At 48.6% G+C, this 24,617-nt stretch carries 17 protein-coding genes; 7 read left to right on the forward strand and 10 right to left on the reverse strand.

The window, feature by feature from the left end; genetic code table 11:
* Positions 1–160: 160 nt before the first annotated feature.
* Genes ACUZ8J_RS06725 through ACUZ8J_RS06735 form a run of 3 tightly spaced genes read right to left on the reverse strand, consistent with a single transcriptional unit; the run spans position 161 to position 5,116 of the window.
* A complete protein-coding gene (locus ACUZ8J_RS06725) occupies positions 161–1,438 on the reverse strand; it encodes a sigma-54-dependent transcriptional regulator (protein WP_446693407.1) in 1,278 nt (425 codons plus the stop codon).
* On the reverse strand, positions 1,428–3,752 hold the full coding sequence (locus ACUZ8J_RS06730; RefSeq protein WP_446693408.1) for an ATP-binding protein: 2,325 nt from the start codon (positions 3,750–3,752) through the stop codon (positions 1,428–1,430). The genes ACUZ8J_RS06725 and ACUZ8J_RS06730 overlap by 11 nt, the downstream gene beginning before the upstream one ends.
* 44 nt (positions 3,753–3,796) lie before the next feature.
* Positions 3,797–5,116 (reverse strand): ABC transporter substrate-binding protein, encoded by a 1,320-nt coding sequence (locus tag ACUZ8J_RS06735; protein WP_446693409.1) that lies wholly within the window; start codon positions 5,114–5,116, stop codon positions 3,797–3,799.
* A gap of 319 nt (positions 5,117–5,435) precedes the next feature.
* Between ACUZ8J_RS06735 and ACUZ8J_RS06740 the strand changes: the two genes are divergently transcribed.
* The 6 genes from ACUZ8J_RS06740 to ACUZ8J_RS06765 all read left to right on the forward strand — a co-directional run bounded on the left by ACUZ8J_RS06740 (position 5,436) and on the right by ACUZ8J_RS06765 (position 10,797).
* A complete protein-coding gene (locus ACUZ8J_RS06740; protein WP_197721452.1) occupies positions 5,436–6,779 on the forward strand; it encodes an MFS transporter in 1,344 nt (447 codons plus the stop codon).
* A 90-nt stretch (positions 6,780–6,869) separates the two neighbouring features.
* A complete protein-coding gene (locus ACUZ8J_RS06745) occupies positions 6,870–7,913 on the forward strand; it encodes a porin (protein ID WP_248966824.1) in 1,044 nt (347 codons plus the stop codon).
* A 99-nt stretch (positions 7,914–8,012) separates the two neighbouring features.
* Entirely contained in the window at positions 8,013–8,621 is a 609-nt protein-coding gene (locus tag ACUZ8J_RS06750; protein ID WP_232015306.1) for a histidine phosphatase family protein, read from the forward strand.
* 69 nt (positions 8,622–8,690) lie between these two features.
* Positions 8,691–9,281, forward strand: coding sequence for a histidine phosphatase family protein (locus ACUZ8J_RS06755; RefSeq protein ID WP_089067381.1), 591 nt, complete (start codon positions 8,691–8,693; stop codon positions 9,279–9,281).
* A gap of 165 nt (positions 9,282–9,446) precedes the next feature.
* On the forward strand, positions 9,447–10,256 hold the full coding sequence (locus ACUZ8J_RS06760) for a hypothetical protein (RefSeq protein ID WP_446693410.1): 810 nt from the start codon (positions 9,447–9,449) through the stop codon (positions 10,254–10,256).
* 124 nt (positions 10,257–10,380) lie between these two features.
* Positions 10,381–10,797 (forward strand): DUF3224 domain-containing protein, encoded by a 417-nt coding sequence (locus ACUZ8J_RS06765; protein WP_446693411.1) that lies wholly within the window; start codon positions 10,381–10,383, stop codon positions 10,795–10,797.
* Between the two features lie 148 nt (positions 10,798–10,945).
* Here ACUZ8J_RS06765 and ACUZ8J_RS06770 read toward each other — a convergent pair whose 3' ends face one another.
* Positions 10,946–11,494 (reverse strand): BON domain-containing protein, encoded by a 549-nt coding sequence (locus ACUZ8J_RS06770; protein WP_011623427.1) that lies wholly within the window; start codon positions 11,492–11,494, stop codon positions 10,946–10,948.
* 272 nt (positions 11,495–11,766) lie between these two features.
* A complete protein-coding gene (locus ACUZ8J_RS06775) occupies positions 11,767–12,231 on the reverse strand; it encodes a hypothetical protein (protein ID WP_446693412.1) in 465 nt (154 codons plus the stop codon).
* Between the two features lie 253 nt (positions 12,232–12,484).
* Between ACUZ8J_RS06775 and ACUZ8J_RS06780 the strand changes: the two genes are divergently transcribed.
* The gene (locus ACUZ8J_RS06780) at positions 12,485–13,894 is read left to right on the forward strand and encodes a sigma-54 interaction domain-containing protein (protein ID WP_446693413.1); all 1,410 of its coding nucleotides are present in this window, start codon (positions 12,485–12,487) and stop codon (positions 13,892–13,894) included.
* Between the two features lie 96 nt (positions 13,895–13,990).
* Here ACUZ8J_RS06780 and ACUZ8J_RS06785 read toward each other — a convergent pair whose 3' ends face one another.
* The 5 genes from ACUZ8J_RS06785 to ACUZ8J_RS06805 form a co-directional block, all read right to left on the reverse strand.
* On the reverse strand, positions 13,991–15,688 hold the full coding sequence (locus tag ACUZ8J_RS06785; RefSeq protein WP_446694909.1) for a diacylglycerol kinase family protein: 1,698 nt from the start codon (positions 15,686–15,688) through the stop codon (positions 13,991–13,993).
* Positions 15,689–15,842: 154 nt separating this feature from the next.
* Positions 15,843–16,037 carry a hypothetical protein gene (locus tag ACUZ8J_RS06790; protein ID WP_011623423.1) on the reverse strand — a complete coding sequence of 65 codons (195 nt, stop codon included), beginning with the start codon at positions 16,035–16,037 and terminating at the stop codon, positions 15,843–15,845.
* A gap of 22 nt (positions 16,038–16,059) precedes the next feature.
* Positions 16,060–16,236: a DUF1328 domain-containing protein gene (locus tag ACUZ8J_RS06795; protein ID WP_011626732.1), complete on the reverse strand. Its 177-nt coding sequence runs from the start codon at positions 16,234–16,236 to the stop codon at positions 16,060–16,062.
* A 661-nt stretch (positions 16,237–16,897) separates the two neighbouring features.
* Positions 16,898–18,559, reverse strand: a complete 1,662-nt coding sequence (gene pfaD, locus ACUZ8J_RS06800) for an eicosapentaenoate synthase subunit PfaD (protein ID WP_446693414.1) — start codon at positions 18,557–18,559, stop codon at positions 16,898–16,900.
* Between the two features lie 128 nt (positions 18,560–18,687).
* A complete protein-coding gene (locus tag ACUZ8J_RS06805) occupies positions 18,688–24,615 on the reverse strand; it encodes a hotdog fold thioesterase (protein WP_446694910.1) in 5,928 nt (1,975 codons plus the stop codon).
* Positions 24,616–24,617 lie beyond the last annotated feature (2 nt).

Here is a 24,617-nt window from a genome sequence, read left to right on the forward strand (position 1 = left end):
TTAGATCCTTAAGGATTCAACAGGGATTAACGATTTACTGTGGGGCTACGCAAGGACTTGCCTATCCACCAGAGTGGGGATTATAGCCTGAGTTGGAGCTGGATGGAAAAGCGCAAATCGGCTTACTCATCTGAGCGATGAGCAAGCCGAGGGCATCGATTTATGACTTAGGCTTAAACTTGTCTTTCTCCAAGTTCAGTTTTTTCATTCTTAGGTATAGCTTCTTACGTGGGATCCCTAAGTAATTAGCGGCGTCTGTTACCCTGCCTGAACACAAATACAGAATGTTCTCAATCACTTGCTTCTCATAGGCGTCGACGAGTTCATCGAGCGGTGCCTCGGGGGCTTGCACTAATTTAAGGGCTTCTTCGCCGGGGAGTTTGATAATGCCAACCGCATAGAGCTCGGCGAGGTTTCGCAGCTCGCGGATGTTTCCTGGCCAATGGTGGCGCTTGAGGATCTCTATGTAATTTAAGTCAATTTTAGGGATAGGGATGTCAAAGCGCTTACAGCTTTGGCTCAGGAAGTTACGAAACAGGGGAATAATATCGCTCTTACGTTCGGCCAAGGTGGGCAATTGGATCCGAGCCTGTGAGAAGTAGTAATAGAGCTCGGGCAACAAAGCGCCGGTTTTGACCTCATCGTCGGGATTAGTATCGAAGATACAAATGGTTCTATGACTTTTAGTGTTGAGTCTTTCTTGATCTAGCAGGCGGGTGCATAGCCAGCGTTGATGCTCGTGGCTCAGTTGAGTTAATGAACGCAGCACTAAGGTGCCGTTTTGGACTTTGGCAATGCTGGCCTCTAACTCGGTTAAGCTGGGGTACTCTTTACAATCATGGATTATTAAGCTGTTGTTTTTATGCTGACTTAAGCTATGAAGCACGGAAGCGACTAAATGGCGGCCCGTGCCGATTTGCCCCTCAATCATCACATCTTTATCGATTCTGGCAATTTGGCTCAGTTGCTGGCGGATCTGGTTGATTTGCTCGCTGGTGCCAAAGAGGTGCTCCTTAAAGGTGCTCGAAATCGCTTCCCGCTGTTCAATGATCCCTTGGCGGATCTGTTGTGCGCGCTTGAGCAGCTGTAAAAATTGCGCCGAATCGAGGGGTTTTTCGAGAAAATCGAATGCTCCCCGTTTAACCGCCTCGACGGCCAGAGGAATATCACCGTGGCCAGTGATCATGATGACTGGGATTTCGGGATCGATTTTTTTCACTTCATTGAGTAAATCCATGCCATTCATCGCCGGCATATAAATGTCTGAGACGACAACCCCATTCCAATGTTCATTGAGTAGGGCAAGGGCCTTAGTCGGCGAGTGGGTACCCTTAGCGCTGTAGCCCGAAAGCTGCAATAAATGACGGTATGCCGTCAGTACATCCTCATCATCATCGACGAGTAGCACGGTAAAGGGCGTCGAATTTTCAATCGGCATTGCGGAACTCCAAAATAATCATAGCGCCGCCATCTAAGTGTGATGCCAGATAAATGTCAGCGTTAAAACGTTCGAGAATCGAGCGGCAGATGCTCAATCCTAAGCCTAGACCAACGGCCTTGGTGGTGGTAAAGGGGGTGAAAATTTGCGGCAAAATACTTGGCGCAAATCCTGGCCCATTGTCGTAAATGGCCAGCGTCAGTTTGGCTGCGCTTTGTTCAAGCACAGTCACATAGATATGTTTATCGGTCTGGCTTGCGGTGGCATCCATGGCATTAATCAGAATGTTGAGCAACACTTGCTCGACTTGAACCGCATCCACTTGGATAAGATATTCTTTAGTCAACTCATTATGAATCATGATGTTTTCGTTTCGCGCGCGGGTTTCGACCAGTACCAGCGCGTTATTCACCAGTTGATTGATATCGATACTGACGCTCTCCACCTGCGTAGGGGACTTGCGCGCAAAGTTACGGATAGCCGAAATAATCTTCGCCATCCTGAGGTTCATCTTTTCCGTCTTGCCTAGCATCTCGGTAAGTAACTCAAGTTGATTGGTCTCAAGCGCCAAACGGCAACTGTATAAATAGGTGCTGACGGCCGACAGCGGCTGGTTTAACTCATGGGCAAGGCTGGTCATGGTTTGGCCGACCGCCGCCATTTTGGCCGCTTGGATAAGGTCCGCCTGCGCTTGATGTAAATGCGCTTCCGCCAGTTTGCGTTGCTCAATTTCTGCGGTTAACTCTTGGTTTTTCACCGTGAGGTTTAAGGTTCTGTCAGCCACTAAGCGTTCGAGTTCTCGGGTGTTTAGCTCCTGTTTAGTGATGTCGGTAATCGTCACCATATACTTGGCTTGGCGAGCGTGTTCGAAAGCCTGCAGGTGAAAATGTAAGTACTGCGGCGCGTTATGTTTCACTAAATTAAGGATGCATTCACTTTGTCCTGTCCGGCTCAATTCGCTATCGGCGGCGAACTGCGCCAATAATTGCGGTTGGCAAGCGGCAGGAAACGCCTGCCACAGGGTCAATTGCGGCGCGAGTGTGCTCAGACTCAATAATTGCAATGCATGGGGGTTAGCCGATTCGATTTCGCCATTGGGATGGCAGGTGATCAAGCTGGCTTGAGCGTTATTGATCAGCGTCAGCGCATTGCTTTTGACCATGGCCTGCATATCGACACAGAACTGCCGTAAACAGTCTCCCATGTGGCCGATTTCATCTTTTCCTTGGGTGGTGATTGGCCAATCTAAATGGCCGTCGGCCACATTTTTCAGGTCAATTTCGAGGGTGTTGAGGCGCTTTAATACCCGTTGGCGGATAAGCACAGCCAGCACTAATACACTGATCACAATAGAGATGATAGAGATAAGCACAATTATCAATTTGCCATTGATAATCATCGACTTAGTGTTGGTATTGAGCGAATTAAACGCTTGGCTCGATTGTTCGAGTGTCGCAATATTTTTGAGGTGAAATTGGGTTAACACTTGGGTTAAGGGGTCGGCTAATTGGGATAATGCCAACTGCGCCTGGGTATCCAATTTAAGTAGTCGGATCAATTCACCATTAGAACTAATCAGGGTGATGAGATTCTTCATGATCTGTCTATGGCTGATTGTCGAAGGGAAGCTAGTGAGTTTCTCCACTAAGGTTTCGATTTCAGCGATTTTTTGATCCAGATATGAGAAAGCACTGGTTAATTCCCGGGTGTATCTCTGGTCAATAATCTCATTCACTAGGGTAAATAGCTCAGTCTCCTTGGTGGATAACTCCTGCAGAATAAAGAACTCATTCATCAGGGCATTCGGCGATAGGTTATCGACTGGGTGCGAGAGTAACCGAGTGACGTGCCACTCGACTTCCTGCATCAAAGGTGTCATCTCATCATTCAAATCCTGATGCAACCAAGTGATACGTTTTTGAAGATTATCAAGCTCTTGGCTATAGGCTATTTTTTGCTTTAACAATGTGTCCTGTTGTTCGATTAAACGGGAAAAGTGCTCGAGTGCTAGCCGTTGCTCTGGGAGTAATTGGCGGTCGGGGTTGCTGCTGATATAGGCTTGCTTAATCGTATCGATTTCATTTTTTAAATCGTTCTCAAAATTTTGATAGCCGAGTTCATCATTAATTTTATAACTGTTAGAGATAATGCTTTGCAGGTTTCCACTAGAGCGTTCGAGCATATAAGCGCCATTTAACGGTGGCAGACTGTGCTCGACAATATGATTGATTTTATTACTCAGTTCCTCCCAAATGAGCACTGTCGTAATACCAATAAATAGATTTAAGAACGTCATGCTCGCAAAGGCGAGCATTAATTTGCCGCCTAGGGATGTGGGTATTTTAAAATAATTCGTTTTCATCGTTTTTGGGACGCTAGGCTATTCATTAAACTAATGGCTTGGTCTAATTGTGATTCACTTTCTTTACGCCATTGGTACATTATTTGTTCTATTTCGGTGGCGTGTTTATATTCATTCGCTTGCCGAATAAATTGATGTTGTAACTGTAATGATTCCGCTTCATTAATCGGCACCGCGCTGGCTAATTGCCGCGCTTGGTTGATGATATTTTGCTCATCTGGCGAAATATTATTTGTGGCTTCTGCCTGATGGATCAATTTCCAGGCGAGCTGCAGTTTAGGTAATTGATAGGTAATGACTTGATCAAATAAGGCATTAATAATGGTTGCCCGATTAAATAATAGGTCTTCATTAATCACGGGGTGGGAGCTTTGCGCTAGGCTAGCATCCGTGAGCGAGTGTTTAGCAATGGCGCTGGAGCTGATCAGGGTTTGGCCATTGTTAGAGAGAAAATATTGAATTAGCTTCGCGACATTGGCTTTATTTCGGCCGCGGGGAGTGACTGAAATATAGGTCGGTAAAATCACCGTGTTGGGTAAATAGTTAAAATCGGTGAAGGGGAATTTGTTTTTAGCATCAATCGCATAGCTATCAATCACCACCCCAGCCCCCACGAGTCCGCGGGAGATAGATTCACTCACCCCAAAGCTTCTGGCCGAGACTGAGGCCAAATTGCCGCCCACTTCACGCAGTAAGGCCCAGCCCTGTTGCCAACCTTTTTGCTGCAATACCCCTTCGACCATCATGTGTGTGGTGCCCGAATTGTTAGGGGTGCTCATCATGATATGCCCAGAAAATTGTGCTGCCGCTAGGTCTTTCCAGGTGTGGGGTATGGGTAAGTTGTTTTTCTCCAGGTAGCGCTGGTTATACATGATGGTGATGCCTGAGTAACCTAACGCAATGGTTTTATTGCTCTTTGTTAGGTCGTGTACAGTTAACCAAGCTGGCATCTCGTACTGCTCTAAGGGGGCGACAATCAGTCCCTCATTATCTAAGTCATGGAAGAAGGTTGGACTGGAGGAAATGATCATATCAACCGGATTGATTGATGATTGCTGCACCCATTTTAGGGCAGGGCCGGTGCGGCGGTATACCACTTGAATTGGAATATCGGGATTTAACTGTTTGAATTCTTCGAACAATGCTCCCATTGGTTCTTCAGAAAATGTGGTTAATACCACTATAGGTTCGGCCGCTCTGGCGGAATGAACAAATACGCTTAAGCAGAGGCTAGCGCACAACAATAATAGTGACCTTGAGATGTTAATTTTTATTTTCTGTCGTGGATTTTTTGTCGCCACTTTAATGTCACTCATACCTTTCACACCTTAATTGGTGACTCAACTCGCATATTTTTTAAATTTTTAAATTCTTACTTTGCGACGGTTGAGTCAAATTTGACTCGATTTTTTGGGGTTTGAAATAGCTTAAGTCATCTTTATCGATTTCGCTTTGTACTAACACATAGGAATTAGCTTTCTAAGGACGAGTTTGTGTCAAAACTAACCCGTTTTTACCAATTTGTTGCGAGTCTGACTGGGTATTAGTGTGTCTGTGAAAATGATGTTACATCGGGTTTTGGTATGTGCATCGTTATTTTTTGGCTAACTAGACTTCCAACTTTTGGAGCAAGCTATGATAAAAAAATTCTTCCAAACCGGTGCCGACCGACCAATTATGGACGAAACGCCCGAAAAAATTCGTTCGATTTATAAAAAATACCAGTGGCAAGTTTTTATTGGTTTAGTGTTCGGCTATGCCATGTTTTATGTAGTGCGTATGGCGTTGAGTGTGGTGAAAAAACCTATGCTCGACTCGGGTATAGTGACCATTGAAGAATTGGGCTTAATGGGCTCTGCGTTCTTCTTTACCTATGCCATAGGTAAGTTTTCCAACGGTTTCTTAGCGGACTATGCCAATATTGGCCGCTTTATGTCTGTATCGCTCATGCTCTCCTCCATTACCTGTATGGCCATGGGGATGGGCGTTGCCGGTTTATTCTTCGTGATCCTGTGGGGGATGAACGGCTGGTTCCAATCCGTGGGCTCTGCGCCTTCATGTGTATCGATTTTCCAATGGTATTCGCCTAAACAACGGGGCAGTGTGTACTCCATTTGGGGCGGTTCACGTAATATTGGTGAAGCCATCAGCTGGATTTTAACGGCATCATTAGTCAGTTTCTTCGGTTGGAAGATAGGTTTTATCGGCGCTGGTATTGCCGCATTTGCCGCCGCTGCCTGTATGTTAGTCCTGTTAAAAGACCGCCCACGTACCTACGGTTTACCCGATCCTGCAACGGCATATGGCGAAGAACCCGAATCAGTAAAAGGTCATGATCCCGCCGCTATTCGTAAGGCGCAATTCTTTGTATTAAGACAACCTGTGGTTTGGATTATCGCCTTGGCGTGTGCGGCGATGTACTCATCACGTTATGCCATGAGTTCATGGGCCGTGTTGTACCTGCAGTCTGAGAAGAACTATTCCCTGATCGACGCGGGGGTGGCTATGTCTTCTTACCCCATCGCGGGATTCTTCGGCGCCATCCTATCTGGGGTGATTTCAGACAAAATCTTTAACGCTAACCGTCACATTCCGACCTTCTTATACGGTCTGGCCAATATCATAGGTATGAGCTTGTTATTCTGGGGCTCAGATAGCCGCATGATGGATGCCTTCGGCCTAGGTTTAATCGGCTTCTCTATCGGTGGTTTGGTGGTGTTTCTCGCGGGTTTAACGGCCTGTGACTTAATGCCTAAAAACGCTGTTGGTGCAGTTAAAGGCTTTATCGGACTGTTCTCTTACCTCGCAGCCTCTATACAAGAGATTGTTTCTTCTAAATTAATCCTGGTTACTGAAGTGGCTGGTGTTAAGCATTATGACTTCGGTAGTGCGCAATATTTCTGGATTGGTACTTCCGTGCTCTCGATTGTGCTGGCCGCTTCGGTATGGCGCGCGAAAAAAGTCACTGTCGTTGATTGATTAGCCTGACGAGGTCATGGCTAATCACCATGACCTCTTTAAAAGCGTTTCTTCTCAATCATTAATCTCAAACTAAGTAAGAGAAACACGATGAAAAAAGTCATATTAACCGCTTCAGTGCTTGCTGTGTCTTCATTACCTGTAATGGCCGATGAGTCACCCGCAGTTTATGGTCGTTTGGATTTATCCGTGACCCATTCCGAATTAGGTTCAACCGTTTATAGCGGTACCAGTGGCGTTGATGTGGGGGAAAGCGGCACCTATCTTGAAAACAATTCTTCCAATATTGGCGTTAAGGGTAAATCGGCACTCAGTGATGGCATTAATGTCATCTACAAGATGGAGTTTGGCGTTAACAACACCTCTAATCGGGCGAACGATTCCAGCAAGGTATTCTCGGCGAGAAATACTTACCTAGGTGTCGAAACGGCCTACGGCACCTTGCTTGTCGGGCGCAACGATACGGTTTTCAAAACCGCCGAAGGCAAAGTCGATATTTTTGGAACGACCAATGCGGATATTAATCAATTGGTCTCAGGGCAGACGCGTAGCGCCGATGGTATTTGGTATTACTCGCCTAAGTTATTCGGCCTGATGGATATCAACGCAACTTATTTATTACAGGATAACTATGGCGCCGATAATGAGCTGTATGCCCTAAGTACCACGCTTGGGGATAAAGATCTTAAAAAGGCGCCTTATTATGTAGCCGCCGCCATCAATAAAGGGATCGCCAATATCGATGCCTATCGGTTTGTGACCCAAGTTAAGCTTGGCGACATGAAACTGGGCGGGATCTTTCAACATACCGAAAGCTTAAAATTTTCCAATATGGAGGGTAACTCCTATTTCATTAATGCCACCTACGACCTCTGGGGCACCACATTAAAGGCCGAGTTTGGCCAAGACAATGCGGGTTTGGGCGGTTATTTTTCTAAACTCGTTGGCCCAAATGAGCAGATTACGGATGTGGACATCAGCCAATTTACCCTTGGCGCAGAGAAAAAATTGACCAAATCGACCCGTGTGTACACTCATTACGCTATGTATGAGGGCGAGTATCAAATGTCAGGCATTACCCAAGACATTGGCGACGATAAGGTCTTCACGGTCGGTGTTCGCTACGTTTTTTAAGCGTTTCCGTTTTGTAAGCGTTTCAACTCAAGCCGAGTGCGTTAGCAAATAGGCACTCGGCTCACTTTCCAACTTAATGGCGTAGTAGAGGTGATTAAATTGGCCAATCTATATTTAATTAGTCAGGGAGACGCAGCAGTAGAAGCATTCCAACCGTCAGTACCTTCTCAGGCAACCTTGTCCAGCCTTGGGGAGGTGCATGTGAATATGCTGGCGCACTCCTTAAGGGACACACGTTTTGAGATGGTGTATGCCTGTTCTTCACCCTTATCGATGGAGACGGCTGAAATTTTAAACAGAAATAGAAAGCGCGCTATCTCTGTAATCAAACGATTAGCCTTAGCCGATTTTAAGTCCGACTTTGACATTAACGGCGAATGCTTTGATTTATCCCTGTGTATTTATACTATGATGGCGCAATCCCGCGGCTTTTGTTCTTCCATCCATGCGCAATTGAAAATAGTCGAAAAACGCCTGTTAGAGATTGTCGAAAATATCGGAGCCTTATACAAAGGCAATGTGCTTATTGTGATGGAACCCTTGATGGTGAAGTTATTAACGAACCATTTCTTAAGCGAGCAAAACGTTGAAACTAAGTGGAATTCCATCCGGCCAGCCAGTTTGAGCATCTTACATTCCGATGCCAAGGGATGCCATTTGATCCTCAATAACGATATATCCCACTATCAATGCCAAAGTGTTGCCTAAGGCATTGGTAACATTAGGTATTGGCAAAATACGCATTGACATCATTTATCTGATTTTTAGGTTATTACATTGACTAGCAAAACGATTTATTTATTACGCCATGGGCAAACACAGTTTAATGCAGAGCTACGTTTGCAGGGACATTGCAATTCGCCGCTCACCGAACTCGGTGAGTTACAGGCGAAAACCGTGGGTTATGTATTGAGTGAATATGTTCAAGAACCACAGGACTGGGCATTTTATGTGAGCCCCTTAGGGCGAGCGGTGCAAACCGCTGAAATCATTTGCCAACAAATCGGCTTTCCCGTTGAACGTCTACAACAAGATGAGCGTTTAAAGGAGCTTGGTCTTGGGGATTGGGAGCAGCAACGCGTGCCCGAAATCAAGCAAAACCAGCCTGAGTTAAATGCGCTGGCCGATTGGTATACCTATGCGCCGAATGCTGAGACGTTCGCCAGTATCAGTGAGCGCATTCAAGATTGGTTGCAGGATCCGACCGTACCCGAGCGAGTGATCATCGTATCCCATGCCTTGTCTGGCGCAGTGTTCCGCGGGATTTACGCTAATCTGGATTATCAGGCGCTGTGGTCGCAGGAGATGCCGCAGGACGCCTTTTTTAAGCTTGAAGATGGCAAGGTGACCAAAATTCAGTGCCTGTGATTGGAGCGGGCAAGATTAGCTGAACTTAACCTGACAAATTGCCAAATAGTGTTATTTTTTTACACTTTTCCCGCTCCGCTTTGACTCAGTATCTGTAATACTGCTCCGACATTCACAGAGCTTGAGTTAGGTAAAAAGCGCGTGTAAAGCGCATTGGGGGAGCGGATGAGTATGTTTGTTAAATTAACGATAGCGGCGACTATCCTTGTGCTCAGTATTCTTGCCGCGGGCATTTATCGTTTTAACATGACCAATGATGATATCTACATGGTCATGGAAGATGGCCAAGTACTGCAATACGATGAGGCCATGGCCCAGGCCGATGCGAAGGCAAAAGCCAAAGAGGCGGCATTATCTTCCAGCGAAGATGCCATCGAATCTGTGGTGCCAAGCGAGGTCAAACCGGTGGCGAATGCCTCCGAGGTGATGCTGAAACTCTTTAGTTTGAATACGGCCAATCCCTTTGAAGTAAAGCTGCCCGATAGCCAACTGTCAGTGGTATTGACGCACTTTATTAAAATCAAGCAAACGGAATTTGCGCTGGGGGATTATCAACAAGGTGAAGAAAAGGGTCGGGTATTGCTGGATTATATGCGGATTACGCCGCTTAATTTTGACCCAGCATTAGAGCCCGATACCCAAAGCGATGCGCCATTGCAGGACGATCCTAAGCAGCAAACCATGCCCTTTGTGGCGCCTTATATCGTCACGAACCAAGGTTCGGGGGTATTTTGGTACCTTGGCTTGTTTAGCTTAGATTATGCTCAAAATCGATTAGTGCACTTAGGCAGTGTGTTTATTGGCGATCGTATCGAAGTCGATAATATCGAGCCTGTGTATCCCTTTGAGACGCCGTATAAAGTTGCGATTACCTTCCGCGATAGGGCGGCGGGCCAACCTATGGCAGAGGAGCCTAAGGTGGCTAAAATCCTTGAAGTCGGTGTGAGTGAGTCGGAAATCAAAGCACTGCATTAGGTTTATATCTGGGCTTATGCTAAGTTAATTTTACCTCAGCTACGGCTGAGGTATTTATTTCACCTAGCGGCTGGGAAAGCTAAGGTTTTGGCATAAAGCATAAAATTAAAACAAGGAGCGTGTCATGGAAATGACCAAAGTCACGGGCAAATTTGATGTTAAGCTCAATCCCGAGAGTGCCTATGCCACAGGTGTTGGCGGCGTGAACTTGGGCAGAATGACCTTAGATAAAAGCTTTTATGGTGAGCTTGAAGCCCGCAGCCAAGGCGAAATGCTCAGTGCCATGACGGCGGTAAAAGGCTCGGCGGGATACGTGGCGATAGAGCAAGTCGTAGGTAAACTGTGCGGCAGACAGGGCAGTTTTGTGCTGCAACATTTTGGTATTATGACCGATGGGCAAAACCGCTTACACCTTGAGGTTGTCCCCCATTCTGGCGCGGGTGAACTGGTGGGGTTATATGGCACTATGGCGATAAGCATCGAAAATGGCCAACATTTTTATGAATTTAGCTTCTACCTCGAACAGGAAGCCGAAGCCTAAGGCACGATTAACATAACATTGCGCCAATAAAACAAAACCAGCCGAAGCTGGTTTTGTGGTTTTTGCCCGAGTGACTAATACCAACAGCTGAGTTACCAACAGCTGAGTTATCAAGAGCTGAATTAGCAAGGGCTGAATGTCAGGACCATTATGAGGTTTTGACTTTGATTTTATCGACGACCTTTTTCACATCATCGGTATTTTTAGCAATGGTCAGGGCTAATTGACGCTCGGCATCGCTAGCCACTTCACCCTGTAAGGTCACTACGCCATCGGCAACATCAACATTAATTTGGGTACCCGATACGTCGGTCGAGAACAACAGACGGGTTTTTACGACCGTTGCGACTTTAGAGTCGGTTAAGGTCTTCACCACCTCATTGGTGCCTTCGTCTTCTTTCATCACGGTTAACTTGTTATCGACCCCTTTTACGCCATCTAAGCTTTTGATGAGCTCAGCGGCGAGCGCCTTATCGACACTGCTCTCCACTTGACCGGTTAAGGTGACATGGCCGTTTTTCACGTCGGTCATAATGTCAAAGGAGTTGAGGTTAGTATTGAGCAACAAAGTCGTTTCGGCCTTGCCATCGAGCCAAGCATCTTTGGCATCGTCTTTCCAATCCTGTGCGGCGGCCACATTTAAACTGATAGAACCGACAAGTAAGGTGGTTAAAGCTAAAGTTGTCGTGTTTTTCATAATGATATCCTCCGTTGTTATCTCGAAGGAAATAAAGCGTGAATCGTGCCAATGTTTTTATCCTACTGATTTTAAATGTGATTAATTGGAAAGATGACTAGTTTTAGGTGTTTGGCTCAATCGGCAAATCGGCGCTTTTTACCGACAAAATGTAAATATTACCGAGGGTGATTAAGCGGTTTGGCTTAAGTGGGATAGGCGTTAAGCTCAAATAGATCGCAGGCAACAAAAACGCGGCTCAGTTGGCCGCGTTATTGGATGGCATTGCCGCCTTACAGGGCTTGGCTACGCAGGTGTAAGGTATCCAAATGGATTTGTAGCCAGGCAATATCCTCGGCCAATTGGCTGATTAACCTTGGGTGATTGGCCTTTTTAATTAGCTGTTTGAGGTGATTAAGGCGCTGACGCTCAAGCTCGCAGAGTACGGCGAGGGCATCGGCGAGTTGCTGTTTAATAAGTAAAGCATCGACATCGGCATAGGGCCGAGTCTGCGACGGCGGCACCGAATGCTGGCCCATTTGTTGTAATGTTTGGGCGAGCAGTTGCTTAAATCGCGCCTGCATCCCTTGATACGTCTTGATTTGGGCAATAAAAATGCGTTTTAGGCTGTAGTCATCGACAGTGGTATTGGCCCGAGTATAAAAATCCACGCCAGTTTGGGTCAGCTCGATTAACTCATTAACCAGCTTAATATCGGCGCTTAACTCGGTCTGATGTTGCGCAACATTAGACGTCATAACGACCTCCTGTGGTAGTTTGGGCTGCTCCGCCGACACGGATTGCCCAACATTTTATGGAAATTTCAGTTTCATTCAGCTTCTATGCATATTTCGTTCACTTTTTAATGATAAGTTAATGGATTGATTTAACTGATGATATTTATCCATTGTCGCCAGTGCCTCGCTTATTATCGGCAACTCTTACCGTTGAGATTGTTAAAATTTCACGGCTGGCATACAGTGGTGCTTCATTCACAGGGAGTGGCACAAGATGATCCGACCAACGCTTTTCTATCATCTACAGGACTTCGAGACCGAGCAGGCATTAGTGCAGCTCGAGGGCGCGCAGACCTACAACAAGCTACGCAGTACCGATGATTTATCTTGGATTAGTCAGCTGGAGGCCAATCGTATCGATGTGGCGATCATTGAGCTGCCCCGTCTAAGCCGTGAAGATTACTTAGCCTTACTCGAGTCCAGCGCCATTGCGGATGTGGAGTTTATTTTCCTCTCCGATGGCCTACCGAATCCTCACCTCGATAAACTCTTATCCAAATACGCGGGCTACCATTTCCGTAAGCCCATCGATATGTCGTTGCTGTGCGAAACCTTAGCGGATTTTGCCCAGCATTTGGTTGCCAATACTTCGACGCGCATTCGCCCCTTTGCCAGCGAATTAGACCAATATGGTCTGCTGGTGGGCTCCTCATTACCTATGCACCGTTTGTATCGCACTATCCGCCGCGTGTCGGCTGCCGAGAGCAATGTGTTGATTATCGGCGAGAGTGGCGCGGGTAAAGAACTGGTCGCCAATACCATTCACTTAGCTAGCCCGCGGGTGAATAAGCCCTATATTGCGATTAACTGCGGCGCCTTGAGCCCAGAATTAGTTGATAGTGAACTCTTCGGACATGTAAAAGGTTCTTTTACCGGCGCGAATCGTGATCATCAAGGGGTATTTGAGCAGGCTGAAGGCGGCACCTTATTCCTCGATGAAGTCACCGAAATGCCCCTAGAGCATCAAGTTAAGCTGTTAAGAGTGCTCGAAAATAATGAATATCGTCCCGTCGGCAGCCCTAAGGTGCTCAAGGCCAATGTGCGTATTGTGGCGGCGACAAACCGCGATCCTCTAGTGGCGATTGAGCAAGGACAACTGCGGGAAGATTTGTACTTTCGCTTAGCGCATTTCCCCATTCAAGTGCCGCCATTGCGGGAGCGTGGGGAAGATATTGTCGGACTTGCGAAGCATTTTCTGGCCTATCGCAATGCGGCGGAAAAACAGAGTAAAGTGTTCTCGCCCTCAAGTTTAGAGGCGATTGCGGCCCACGCTTGGCCGGGGAATGTGCGCGAGTTAAAGCATGCTATCGAGCGCGCTTATATTCTGGCGGACCATGAGATTACCCCTGAGCATTTACAGCTTACGCCCAGTTTGGATAAGGAGGCGGCTGCGGAGGAAAATGTCGTGATCCCCCAAGGTATGCGCCTTGAGGAGCTGGAAAAAATCGCCATTTACCAAGCGCTTGAAACGAGTCAGGGCAATAAGACCGACACCGCCGAGCAGCTTGGGATCAGCGTTAAAACCCTCTATAACAAGCTCAGTAAATATGAGCAGGAGTCAGACGCTCAAACTGTTGTTGATGCCATTAGCGAAGATTCCGTTAGCAATAGCGTCGCCAAGTAGTAACCTACATTAAATGCCTGAAAATAAGCTAATGCATTGATTCAGTTTTGATTCAGCTTTGATTCATAGTTTGATTCAGAGTTGATTTTAAAAGTGTTAGCTTATTTTTGATTCTGACTGCGGTTCAGCATTTTGTGCTTGATAGGGCACAAACACCTTCAAAGAGGCGGGCAGGATATCGATATTGAGTTCCTCCGGCTCACAAATCTCGCCATCAATCACATACTTGCATGGGGGCTGACTGCTGATCTTCACCCTTTTAGCATGGGCATGTTTCACTTTACCCGTGTTGGCCGAGGGCTCAGAGTCGCTATTGGCGGCCTCTTTAATCCAGCCGGTAAAAGCCAGTTCAGCCAGACTGATAAGCTGTTCATTCGGCTCATTATTTGAATCTAACCAAGTGATATCCAACAAGCCGTCGGTCATATTGGGTTCGCCCTTACCTTGGGCGAGTAAGCTGGTAAAAGGTGCGGCATTGGCAACCACTAGGCTGTGGGTTTGCACTGCCATTGGGGCTTGGTCATCTAAAGTCAGCTGCAACTCGAGGTTGGTGTCGGTGTTCACCGCGCGCCACAAACCATCGAGGTAGGCGAGTTGGCCGAGGGCATTTTTACGCTCACGGCTCGCCGACTCAATCATTTGCTGCTCAAACCCAATGCCGACCAGCAGTAACACCAGCCGCTCATTGCAACGCGCCGTGTCTATAGTCTGTGTCTGGCCTTGGATAATATTATCAAGGGCTTGGGAGACGGCATTGAGCTTACTGCTTAAACCAAAGAGGGCGTGTGACAGGGCATTAGTGGTGCCTAGCGGGATAATGCCTAAGGTGATATCGGTGTCGATAATCTCCGCCGCGACCTCTGTGACTGTGCCATCGCCCCCGCAAGCGATGATGATATCGGCGCCCTGAAGTCGGGCTTTTTTCGCTTGGGTTTGGGCGCTAATCTCTGGCGTGGTGAGCGCTAACTGCACCTCAAAATAGCGTTTCAGCTCAGTGCAAATTTGTTCGCCATGGCTCTGCCATTTACCCGCGCCAGAGACGGGATTGGCGATAATCCAGGCTCGCTTATGCAGTTTGATTTCCCCTTGAGTGTACATCTGCTCCAGCGCTTTAAGTTGCCAGCGATTTAACCCTGCGGTTTTACGAATGCTTTTAATCTGTTGCAGCACCTCGGCGAAGCTGAGCTCGGGACGGCGGCACACAAGATAAGCGGCCAGCACCATTACGGAGCGCCCGCGGCCGAGCGCACAGTGGATTAATACCCGCTTTTGGGCGCGTACTTGACGGTGTAACCAGTTAATCGCCTGATTTAATTGGGCGCTAGTTGGCACGCTGTGGTCAAGAATAGGCATATTCAGATAGTCGATATGATCCTCATACAGGGACACATCGAGGCCGTCGAATTCGGCGGTGACATCTAAAATGGCGGTAATGCCATAACGATTCAGTTTAGGTAAATCGGCAGCGCTTAAGCGGCTACCCAAGTACAGATATTTATCAATGGCTTGCATTGAAGGCACGCTATCGCTGCGCCGTGCCCAGAGATTATAGAGTCGGCATCCTAATAAAAATGGAATAAAGCCCCAACGGATATACCAGGGGATGGATCCATCCTGACGTTTTCTAAAAATACTGGCGAGATTAAACCAATAGGCCGAGCCGACAAGGGCGAGGGATAGGCTGCTCCATGCCCAAATAAAGGTGAGGATGGGAGAGTGTCCTGTTACGGCGAAATAGCCAAATAACAGCGCTCCGAACAGGTAGAAATACTTAATGTGGATCCTACTCAGCATTGGCATCTCCTCCATCGATAAACGGCGAGCCTCAGGGAAACCCACTTTATCGTGACCAATAGCTGTCACGATAAAGTGGCTCGGTAGTACTCAATTGAACTGTGGTTCCTCTGATAGGCTCGTTTGCGGGACTCACTACTCGCCGTCATCCGTTCTAGCAGCGGGTATCTTTCGCTTTAACGCCTTCTTTCAGTTCTTCACAGGCATCTTCAATCGCATTGCCGGTATCTGTGATGGCTTCATCGATTTTTTCGCCTGCGTCCTCGGCGTGGTTGTCGCTACAGGCTGACAGTCCAAAGGTTAATAATAGGGCTAAAAATGCAGTGGTAATCATGGTCATAGGTTTCATATCTATTCTCCTTTTATCCAATTTAAGCGCGTGGTGCCTTGCCCTTAAGGGCGTTGACCAGCAGGGAAATCACAAGTAATACAATAAATAAGAAGAAAATAATCTTTGCGATCCCCGCTGCGGCGCCAGCGATCCCCGTAAATCCAAACAGTCCGGCGATAATGGCCACAACCAGAAACATTAAGGTCCAACCTAACATAGCCACCTCCTTTGTCTTATTTCGGTTTTTCTGTCTACTTCACTCTGCATGTTTACGTCGAGTGAGCTAGTTGCTGGGGGAATTGAATAAGCTAGGTTACGTCTAATATCCCGTTATCACTCAATCCCGCAATAAACTCACAAAGGAGATATTGCGAGCTTAATGCCAACTTTGAGATTATTGGCTAATTTACTGATTATTAGTGTAATTTTTAAATGCTGTGTTGGCGGGAGGATTGGCTGATATAAGCGCGATAGGCAATTTTTACCTGCGATTCGGTAAGAGTTGCAGTGGGGAAATCGAGGGGAAATCGCGTCCATCAAAGTTCGTTTCTGTAATCCATTTTAAAATCAGGTCGTATGTATTTGATAGTTTGTAGGCGAGCATTGTCACGGCAGTGGACATCGGAAAAAGGGATTTTTCCGTTGAGCCCCCAAGGATGGGTTTACGGCGTGCCACTGAAGTGACAATGCAGAGCGGAAACGGAACTCCAATCGGCTTTTGGCATTATTTATTCGATTGATTGAAAGCGACAATGCCGAGCGGAACTAAACCCGTAATAGAGCCAAAAATGAAACCCCAAATTTATCCCCCCAATTTAACCCAAAAAAAGCGGGTTAAGTTTTCACTTAACCCGCTCGATAAGGTTTAGCAAAGCGAATTAGCAGCGTTGCAGTGGTTTCCAGCGTTGCAGGCTGACTGGAATACTTACCCCTTGGGATAACAACAGGTTAATCCGTGCTTGATAGGCCGCGCCCTGCATTAAATGTTTAGCCAAATCCACTGCATTGCGCTCGCGGTAATCATCTAAATAACTGCCTTTTGCCCAAGCATTAAAGGCGCCGAGGGCGGGTCCTGCCCAAATCTGGTAATCCATTTCGCGGCCAACTTCGCCCGTGTTTGACCAGCGGCTCGAAAGACCCAAATACCAGCGGAAAATCAGTGCCATTTTGCGTTTTGGATTATCCAGCGCGCGTTCAATTTGCTTAGGATCGCGCTCATTAAAGTGCGCCACAGTACCTGCCCAAATCTCATCTAGTGAGGCGCGAAACACTTGCTCTTCCAGCTTTTGTCTTTCCTCTGCCGGAATCGCCTCAATCGAGTCGTAGCGGGTGTAAATCTCGTAGAGCTTATTAGCGCGCATTGGGAATAGAGTGCCGCGCTTAACCACTTGTAACTTAACGCCCATTTCGAACATATCGGCGGCGGGCGCCATAGTCACATCGGCCATTTCTGTGGTGGCGAGTAACTTACGGGTATGTTCGCTGGCTCCCGCCTCAACACAGGCTTGATTGATTGAGCCAGTGACAATATAGGCCGCGCCCATATTGAAGGTCGCCAGCGCCGCATCGGGCGTGCCGATACCCCCACCTGCGCCCACACGGATCGGTGTTTTGTACTGGTACTTGGCTTGAATGGTATCTTTGAGCGCCAAAATGGTCGGCAATAATGTGACCAGAGGGCGATTGTCGGTGTGGCCGCCAGAGTCGGCTTCGGCGGTAATGTCATCGGCCATAGGGACAGATTGCGCCATTAGCATTTGATCTTCGCTGATAAGCCCTTCGTTCACTAATTGTTGCAGCATCTTAACCGGGGCGGGCTCCATAAACTTGGTCGCCACCTCGGTACGGCTGATTTTAGCAATCACTTTATTGCCAATCACAATCTCGCCGTTGGCGTCGCGACTCAGGCCTGCGGCGCGGTAATAGACGATTTGCGGCGTTAAGCCCAAGAAGGCCGAAGCCTCAACTGTATGCACTTGATGCTTGAGGAAGAGTTCGACACTGCCACGCTCAAGCGCTGGCTCGCTCGGGCTGTGAATGAGGTTAAAGGCGTAGGGGCCATTGGGCAATGCCGCTTGAATGCGTTTAATCGCGGCTTCAACGCGCGATGGAATTAACCCTGCCGCGCCAAAGGAGCACAGAATGCCCGCCTGACCTAAGGCGATAACTAACTCTTCCGAGGCGATGCCGTTGGCCATGGCGCCCGCGTAGTAGGCGTATTTCACCCCATGCACGCGGCGAAAATTACTGTCGCCCAAGCTTTGGGTGCCAAGGGCGGGGGCGAAGGCACTCACAGGATGCAAACCATTGCTTTTGTGTAAGCTATTGCTGGGTTCTGCAAGACCCACCACCTCGGCGCTTTGAGCTATGCCTAGGCCTTTTTCGGCATGATTGACTAAGTAACAGGCTTGATTGAGATCTTTAAGTTTTTTGCCAAGGGAATCGATATCGAAACTGATGGCGGCTTCATCAACCTGCCATGGCCAAGGACTGAGTTTTTTATTATCGAGAGAGTTATTATCGAGTGTGGTATTCGTCATTTGGGCTATTCACTTTTAGGTGTTTGGGGCCTGAATTTGTTTGCCGCAGTGGGGTTATTCCCTTGCACTGCGGCTGTTGTGTACTGTTTAAGCTAACTTTGGCTAATGCCGCAAGTTAGGCGCTAGCGCTATGCCTCTTCGATACAGATTGCGATATCGGTTACCTCATAAATGCGCAGGCCATCCTTACTCAGGTTGGCATCGCCTTTGATGATGCGTTTTCCGTTTTTATCTTCAATGCTGGTGATATGCACATCCAGCGACATCTGTTTGTTTAATGGATTAATTTGACCGCGATACTTCCATTTAATTTCTGACAGAATTTGGCCAAATTTCGGATTATTAAAGCCTGCGCCTAGGTCTTGGTCTATGGCATAGGTTTGCAGTAATTCGATAATCGCCTCGACGCCGAGTGAGCCTGGCATCACTGGATCTTGATGGAAATGGAACTGGAAGAACCAATCGCTAGGGTCAATAGTGCGCTCGGCGTACAAGTATCCCAGTCCCTTCTTACCGCCAGTTTTTACAATTTCGGCCTTATCGATAAAGTTCAGCTGCCCACCCGCGAGGCGGTAGTGTGGTTTGCCCTGCGGCGCCACAAAACTGCGGCCGTTTTTATCTAACAGATTGATTTGGCTGTCGGCTTTAATACCGCGCTCAAGGTGCCAGGCTTGGGTAATTTTACCGTTGTCGATACCCAACTGGTTTTTAAGCGCATCGGCCTTAAAGTAACCGAAAACCGCATTACCACGGTAGAAGGGCTCGCCATCGCAGCTCAGTTCGAAACTAAAGTTTTGAATGATATTGCTGCCAGCAATCACAGTGGACAGCAGGCGCGAATCGTTGACTATGGTTTTACCGCGTAAATCCACTTCGCGCAGTAATTTGCCACTGCCGTCGAGGTTGCGGAAGAATAACTCCTGCCCCGGGAAGCCTAAGGTCGTGCCCATATAACCCGAGATAAAGCCATTGGGCTGTAGGGAGATTTCCATCAACACAGAGTAGGGCATCACACTCGGGTGGCTGTTTTTAGCGTAATACCACGCGTTGCTGGGCACTTCATACTCGGCAATACAGGAGGATGGCTTTTTCAGCTCGCCACGTTTGCCCTCAATGGCCACCACTCGGGTGGTGAGTTGCAGATCGCCGCAGGGCGTACGCGGCGGGATTAAGCCACGGTAAATACTAAAATCGGGGCCGAAGCAGTTTTCAATATCGCCGGTGGCAAACTCAAACAAATGATAAGGCGTAAACGGCAGGGTGTCGGGCACGCGATTGGCGTACTTAGAGCCTGCTGGCGCAATCGGCGCGCTTACATGCTTAAGCGGCACAACGCCTTTATTCACGGGAGCTGAAACATCTGGGATTTGCGCCATCAGTGGCGCTTGTTCCGCGAGGATTGCGATATTTGCTGCTTGGACATCATTACTCTGTGAAGAATGGCTTTGCGAATAGCTGCCCTGTGAAGAATGACTCTGCGAAGAACCGCTGTGCGAATAGCGGGTGCAATCTGCTTCTTCTTTAATCATCACCCCGAGGTTTTGGAAATCCACCACCACTTTGCCATTGAGCAGAATATCGATATTCGCCTTGGCATAGGGGCGAGGGCTCATGCCAATTTCGATGACTTCCATCCGATAGGTGAGCGTGCCAGATTGTGGTAATACCTGACCGCGGCAGCGCACTTTTTGCGATGCGTTTTCAAGGGGTTGGAAACGACCGTTATTAACGCCAAGGTGCATACCAATATGCAGCATAAAGAATTGCAGTAACTGACCACAACCTTCGGCCATGAGGGAGCCGGCCATCACTTGGTCGCCCTTAAAATGGCAGGGGAAATACCAATGGTCGGGGGCTAATTGCTTGTGACCTTCAATCAAGCCTAAGCCCCATGCGCCGCCATGCACTTCGAGCTTGCTAACTTGCTCGATCATCAGGAATTTTTCCGAAGCGAAGCACAGTGAAGGCTGGAGGCCAAACTTTGCCTGGTGGGCCGCATGTTCACCGCCAAAACAGCCGCCAATGTCAGCGCTCAGTAGACGGTGGATTTGCTCGTAGCTGAAAGCCGTTTGCGCGCAGTTAAGTAGCGGCGTGAAGCGTGGCTGATTGCCGTTTCGCGCATATTCATTGGCCAGTGCAATTTGTGCCTGCTCTCTTGCCTTAATTTCGGCCTCGGTGCGGATCACTCCTTTGCCATCGGCCAGTTCTTTATCGGTAAAGAAACCCGCGCAGCCGCCGTCCATCTTGAGGATCAGCTTATCGCCCACGAAACATTCGTAGGAGAAGAAAAACAGCAGGGTATCGCCATTACGGGCAAAGTGGTTGATGGAGATATCGTAGCGCAGGGTGTCACCGCCGCGGGGCAGATCCCCAAGGAAGGTGAGGGTGCAGTCGAGCAAGCGATAGACGCGCTCGCCTTTGTTTTCAAAATCGATACCTAAGTAGCTGATCAGCATTAAATCGCACTGACCCGATTCGACCGCCACCGCCCAAGGAATTTGGCCATCGACCAAGAAGGGCGCATCCATGGGAATGTCGTACTCTGTGGTCATAGTGCTCGGCTGATAGCGGTTCATTTGCGCGTTGAGCTTAGTCACCCGCGAGACTAGCAGATAATCCGAGGTTGGCAGACGCACGCGGCGTGCGTAGCTGTCGATAATGGCGTAATCGGCGCCAAATACCTTAGCAATGTCGCCCTCGGCATATTCCACCAGATCCTGATAGTTCCAAATGCAGGGCTTAGCTGCAGGAATAGGTGGCGTATAGGGAGCGACATTCGCGTGATCTGGTTTTAGTTCTGGGACGGATACCGCTTGCTGCGCCGCAGCGGGAGCGGCATTGGCGCTGGTGGCAACATGAGGTGCAACAGACCCCATTTGTGTCGTCTGGGACAATTGCGCTTTTAACAGCGCATCGGCTAGTTTGAGCCCTTGCTCACGGCTCTGTAAAAAGGCTAAGTGCGCCTCGCGGGCCAATTGCTGGTTTTGTAACAGTGCCGCCCTATCCTGCGCCAAGGGCGCCGCCGAATATTGGTGTGGTGCGTTAGATGACATACCGCTCTCTACTGCTAATGGTGTGGCAAATGGGGTGGCGTTTTCAGCCGTGGTATCAAGTGCTGCGCGCACTGTGGCTACAGTTTGTGTCGCCTGCGGTGCGACTTGCAGCAACTGGCGCATCTTGCCTTGGATGGCGGCAAGTGCGGGCAGCGGCGTATCCACAATATGTTGATAGATATCGCGGCCACCGAGCGTCACCGGTTTGATTAAATGTTTTTGCTCACTTAAGGTTAAATCTTGCTCAAGGCGCTGTTCTAGTTGCGCCGCCTGCGTTGCCGTTTGGCTTAACAGCAGCAGTGAGCTCACTCCTTGGCTTTGGGTAGACACTAATGCCTGTTTATCGGCGTTTTTATCCGAACCCGCAGACCCGTTCTTTAGGCTTAACAGGGTATTCAAAAGACTGGCCATACCCGCAGCGGCAAAGTTATGCCCAAGGGTATTGGCGACTCGATTGCATGGCGTCCCCATAAGATTAAGCTGCGCTAATAGCTGCTCTGCGGGCAGTTGCTCTTCTGGGGCAATACATTGCTCAACCATATGAATGGCAGCGGGTACTGAAGGATTGGCGATAGCCGTTTCGGTTATCAACGAATCAAGCAGCTTAGGCAGCTGATGATGTGTGCCAAATGCTTGACCACGAATTTGGCCGTAACCCTTTTGAGAACTGTTACTCGCTTGTTGACTGTTGCTCGCTTGCTGGTTTGTCAGCACGATAGCGCCCGCGCCTTCACCCACCTTCCACTGTGGATTCGCGCTGTTGGCATCGAGATCAACGGCGACCTCGGCGTTTTTCAATATAACCTGTTCAACACTGCCGCTTAAATCCACGGCGGCAATCACTACGCCATCGAGGGCCTCTTGGGACAGTAAGTTTTGCGCCACATCGATACAGCGAGCGACCGATTGCTCGGCGGCTGAGATGGTAAACGCCGGGCCGTTAAAGTCCCACAGCGAGGCGATGCGCGACGCCATAATATTGCCAATAAAGCTGGTGTATTGATTGAGCTTGGCGGCATCGAGCACGCTGTCCATGGCGATGGCTTCGAGGGCAAGGTATTCATCATTGGAGAGGTGAACGCCTTGCTGCTTTAAGCTATCTGCAAGTTGGGTGTGTAAATTCACCCGGCCACGGAATTGGTGCAGCTCAAGCTCGGTTTCCATCGCCACTAACACCGCGACCTTGCTGCCCGCGGTTAACTTGGCATCGCGAATCGCTTCGTCGGCGACTTTGATCAGCAACAATTGCTGGGATATCAGCCTGTCATCCTCATTAGGCGGTACTTTAAAGCGTAAAAAGTCGAAGTCAAACTGCTCGATATAGGCGCCTTTGGGCGCGCGATTTAGGCCAAACTGGTTAAGGATATCGGGGTGTTTATCTAAGCCTTTCCAGCGGTTAGATGGCAGCGGGATAAAGGCATCCGTTTGAGCTAATAACGCCTTATCCAGCGCATTGATGGAGGCCAAAGGCCCAAAATGCGACGCCATGCCGATAACGGTTAATGCTTGCTGCTGATAAACAGGTTTGTTGGCTTGCTTCTCGGCGCTGTGAGTTGTTGGTTGATAGGATTCCAACAATAGATGGGCATTACAGCCACCAAAACCAAATACAGATACCCCCGCATGGCGGCGATCATTGCCTGTTTTATCGGGCCAAGCCTGACGCTGTGTGGGAATATTATTACCGCTAAACAGCCCCTTAGGTGATGAAATCGGCGCCGTTAAATTGATACTTGGCGGTAGATGACCTGAACGCATGGCAAAAATCATCTTCATGATCCCTGGCATGCCGGCAGCTGTGAGTAAGTGCCCAAGGTTGGATTTAGCCGAACCTATTAGCGGCGCCTTAGTGCCGCCGAGTTTATCTTCGAAAAAACGCTCCATCGAGGTGAGCTCAACCTTATCCCCCAGTGGCGTACCGGTAGCGTGGCATTCAATCACTTCGATATTGCTCGGGTGGGTGTTGGCGGCGGCATAGGCGCGCTCGAAGGCTTGCACTTGACCCTTACTGTTGGGGCTTAAGACAAATTGCCCCTTGCCATCGTTCGATAAGCCAATACCACTGACCACGGCATAGATATTATCGCCATCGCGCTCGGCATCCTCTAAACGCTTAAGCACTAATACGCCTGCGCCTTCGCCTGCGAATAAGCCTTTGCTATTGCTATCGAAAGGCGCCGAAATCCCATGGTCTGGATAGGCGTGGAAAATCGAGAATCCCATATTGATAAAGAAGGGATCGGCGCCCGATACCGCGCCCGCGAGCATCATGTCGGCCTTACCCGTAGTTAAATAATCGCAGGCCAATTTGAGGGCATAGACAGAACTGGCGCAGGCGGCATCGAGGCTGAGCTGTGCACCGCCAAGGCCGAGGGCATCACTTAACAACTTAGAAGCCGTGTGGGCAATGGCGCCATTGGCGGCCTGTTGCGTGCCCACCATCGACGCATTGGCGAAGGATTCTAGAGCAAATTCGGGTTGATTAAGCTTGGTTTTTAATGCCTTTTCAACCGCTTGATGGTAAATCGGTAAAAACAGTTCATTGGAGCTTGCGGTCGGGAACGACAGGGTGCCCATTACAATCCCTGTGCGCTCAAGTAATGGTGCCGTTAAATCCACACCCGCATCCAGCAGGGCTTTTTTACTGCAATCTAATGCCCATAAAAAGCTTTCATCGAGCCCGTCAAAGGCCGCTGGCGGTAACTGATAACCCTGCGGGTCAAAACGAAAGTTGCGGATATAGCCGCCCTTGTCGCAATAAAAACGGTCAGCTTGGCCTTGAACACCTTGGTAATCTGCTGGATTGGCATTGAGTTTGGCCGCATCGATTTGGCTGCGGGAATCTTTTTTATCCAGCAGATTTTGCCAAAACTGCTCAGGTGTGTCGGCATCGGGATACTGAACGGCAAGGCCGACGATGGCAATCTTTGGCATCGCCTTTGAGCTTTGGCGCTGGTCGTTTGGCACTGCGGTGCTGTTTTGCTGAGTCGGGTGAGCATGCATTT

The organism is Shewanella sp. Koi 1 (assembly GCF_052907445.1).

What these genes read in the sequence shown, in the direction of transcription:
- ACUZ8J_RS06725 (WP_446693407.1), bottom strand. Translation starts at nt 1,438, where the DNA reads ATGCCGATTGAAAATTCGACGCCCTTTACCGTGCTACTCGTCGATGAT.
- pfaD (WP_446693414.1), bottom strand. Translation starts at nt 18,559, where the DNA reads ATGACGAATACCACACTCGATAATAACTCTCTCGATAATAAAAAACTC.
- ACUZ8J_RS06745 (WP_248966824.1), top strand. Translation starts at nt 6,870, where the DNA reads ATGAAAAAAGTCATATTAACCGCTTCAGTGCTTGCTGTGTCTTCATTA.
- ACUZ8J_RS06790 (WP_011623423.1), bottom strand. Translation starts at nt 16,037, where the DNA reads ATGAAACCTATGACCATGATTACCACTGCATTTTTAGCCCTATTATTA.
- ACUZ8J_RS06785 (WP_446694909.1), bottom strand. Translation starts at nt 15,688, where the DNA reads ATGCTGAGTAGGATCCACATTAAGTATTTCTACCTGTTCGGAGCGCTG.
- ACUZ8J_RS06795 (WP_011626732.1), bottom strand. Translation starts at nt 16,236, where the DNA reads ATGTTAGGTTGGACCTTAATGTTTCTGGTTGTGGCCATTATCGCCGGA.
- ACUZ8J_RS06805 (WP_446694910.1), bottom strand. Translation starts at nt 24,615, where the DNA reads ATGCATGCTCACCCGACTCAGCAAAACAGCACCGCAGTGCCAAACGAC.
- ACUZ8J_RS06770 (WP_011623427.1), bottom strand. Translation starts at nt 11,494, where the DNA reads ATGAAAAACACGACAACTTTAGCTTTAACCACCTTACTTGTCGGTTCT.
- ACUZ8J_RS06780 (WP_446693413.1), top strand. Translation starts at nt 12,485, where the DNA reads ATGATCCGACCAACGCTTTTCTATCATCTACAGGACTTCGAGACCGAG.
- ACUZ8J_RS06765 (WP_446693411.1), top strand. Translation starts at nt 10,381, where the DNA reads ATGGAAATGACCAAAGTCACGGGCAAATTTGATGTTAAGCTCAATCCC.
- ACUZ8J_RS06730 (WP_446693408.1), bottom strand. Translation starts at nt 3,752, where the DNA reads ATGCTCGCCTTTGCGAGCATGACGTTCTTAAATCTATTTATTGGTATT.
- ACUZ8J_RS06740 (WP_197721452.1), top strand. Translation starts at nt 5,436, where the DNA reads ATGATAAAAAAATTCTTCCAAACCGGTGCCGACCGACCAATTATGGAC.
- ACUZ8J_RS06735 (WP_446693409.1), bottom strand. Translation starts at nt 5,116, where the DNA reads ATGAGTGACATTAAAGTGGCGACAAAAAATCCACGACAGAAAATAAAA.
- ACUZ8J_RS06775 (WP_446693412.1), bottom strand. Translation starts at nt 12,231, where the DNA reads ATGACGTCTAATGTTGCGCAACATCAGACCGAGTTAAGCGCCGATATT.
- ACUZ8J_RS06760 (WP_446693410.1), top strand. Translation starts at nt 9,447, where the DNA reads ATGAGTATGTTTGTTAAATTAACGATAGCGGCGACTATCCTTGTGCTC.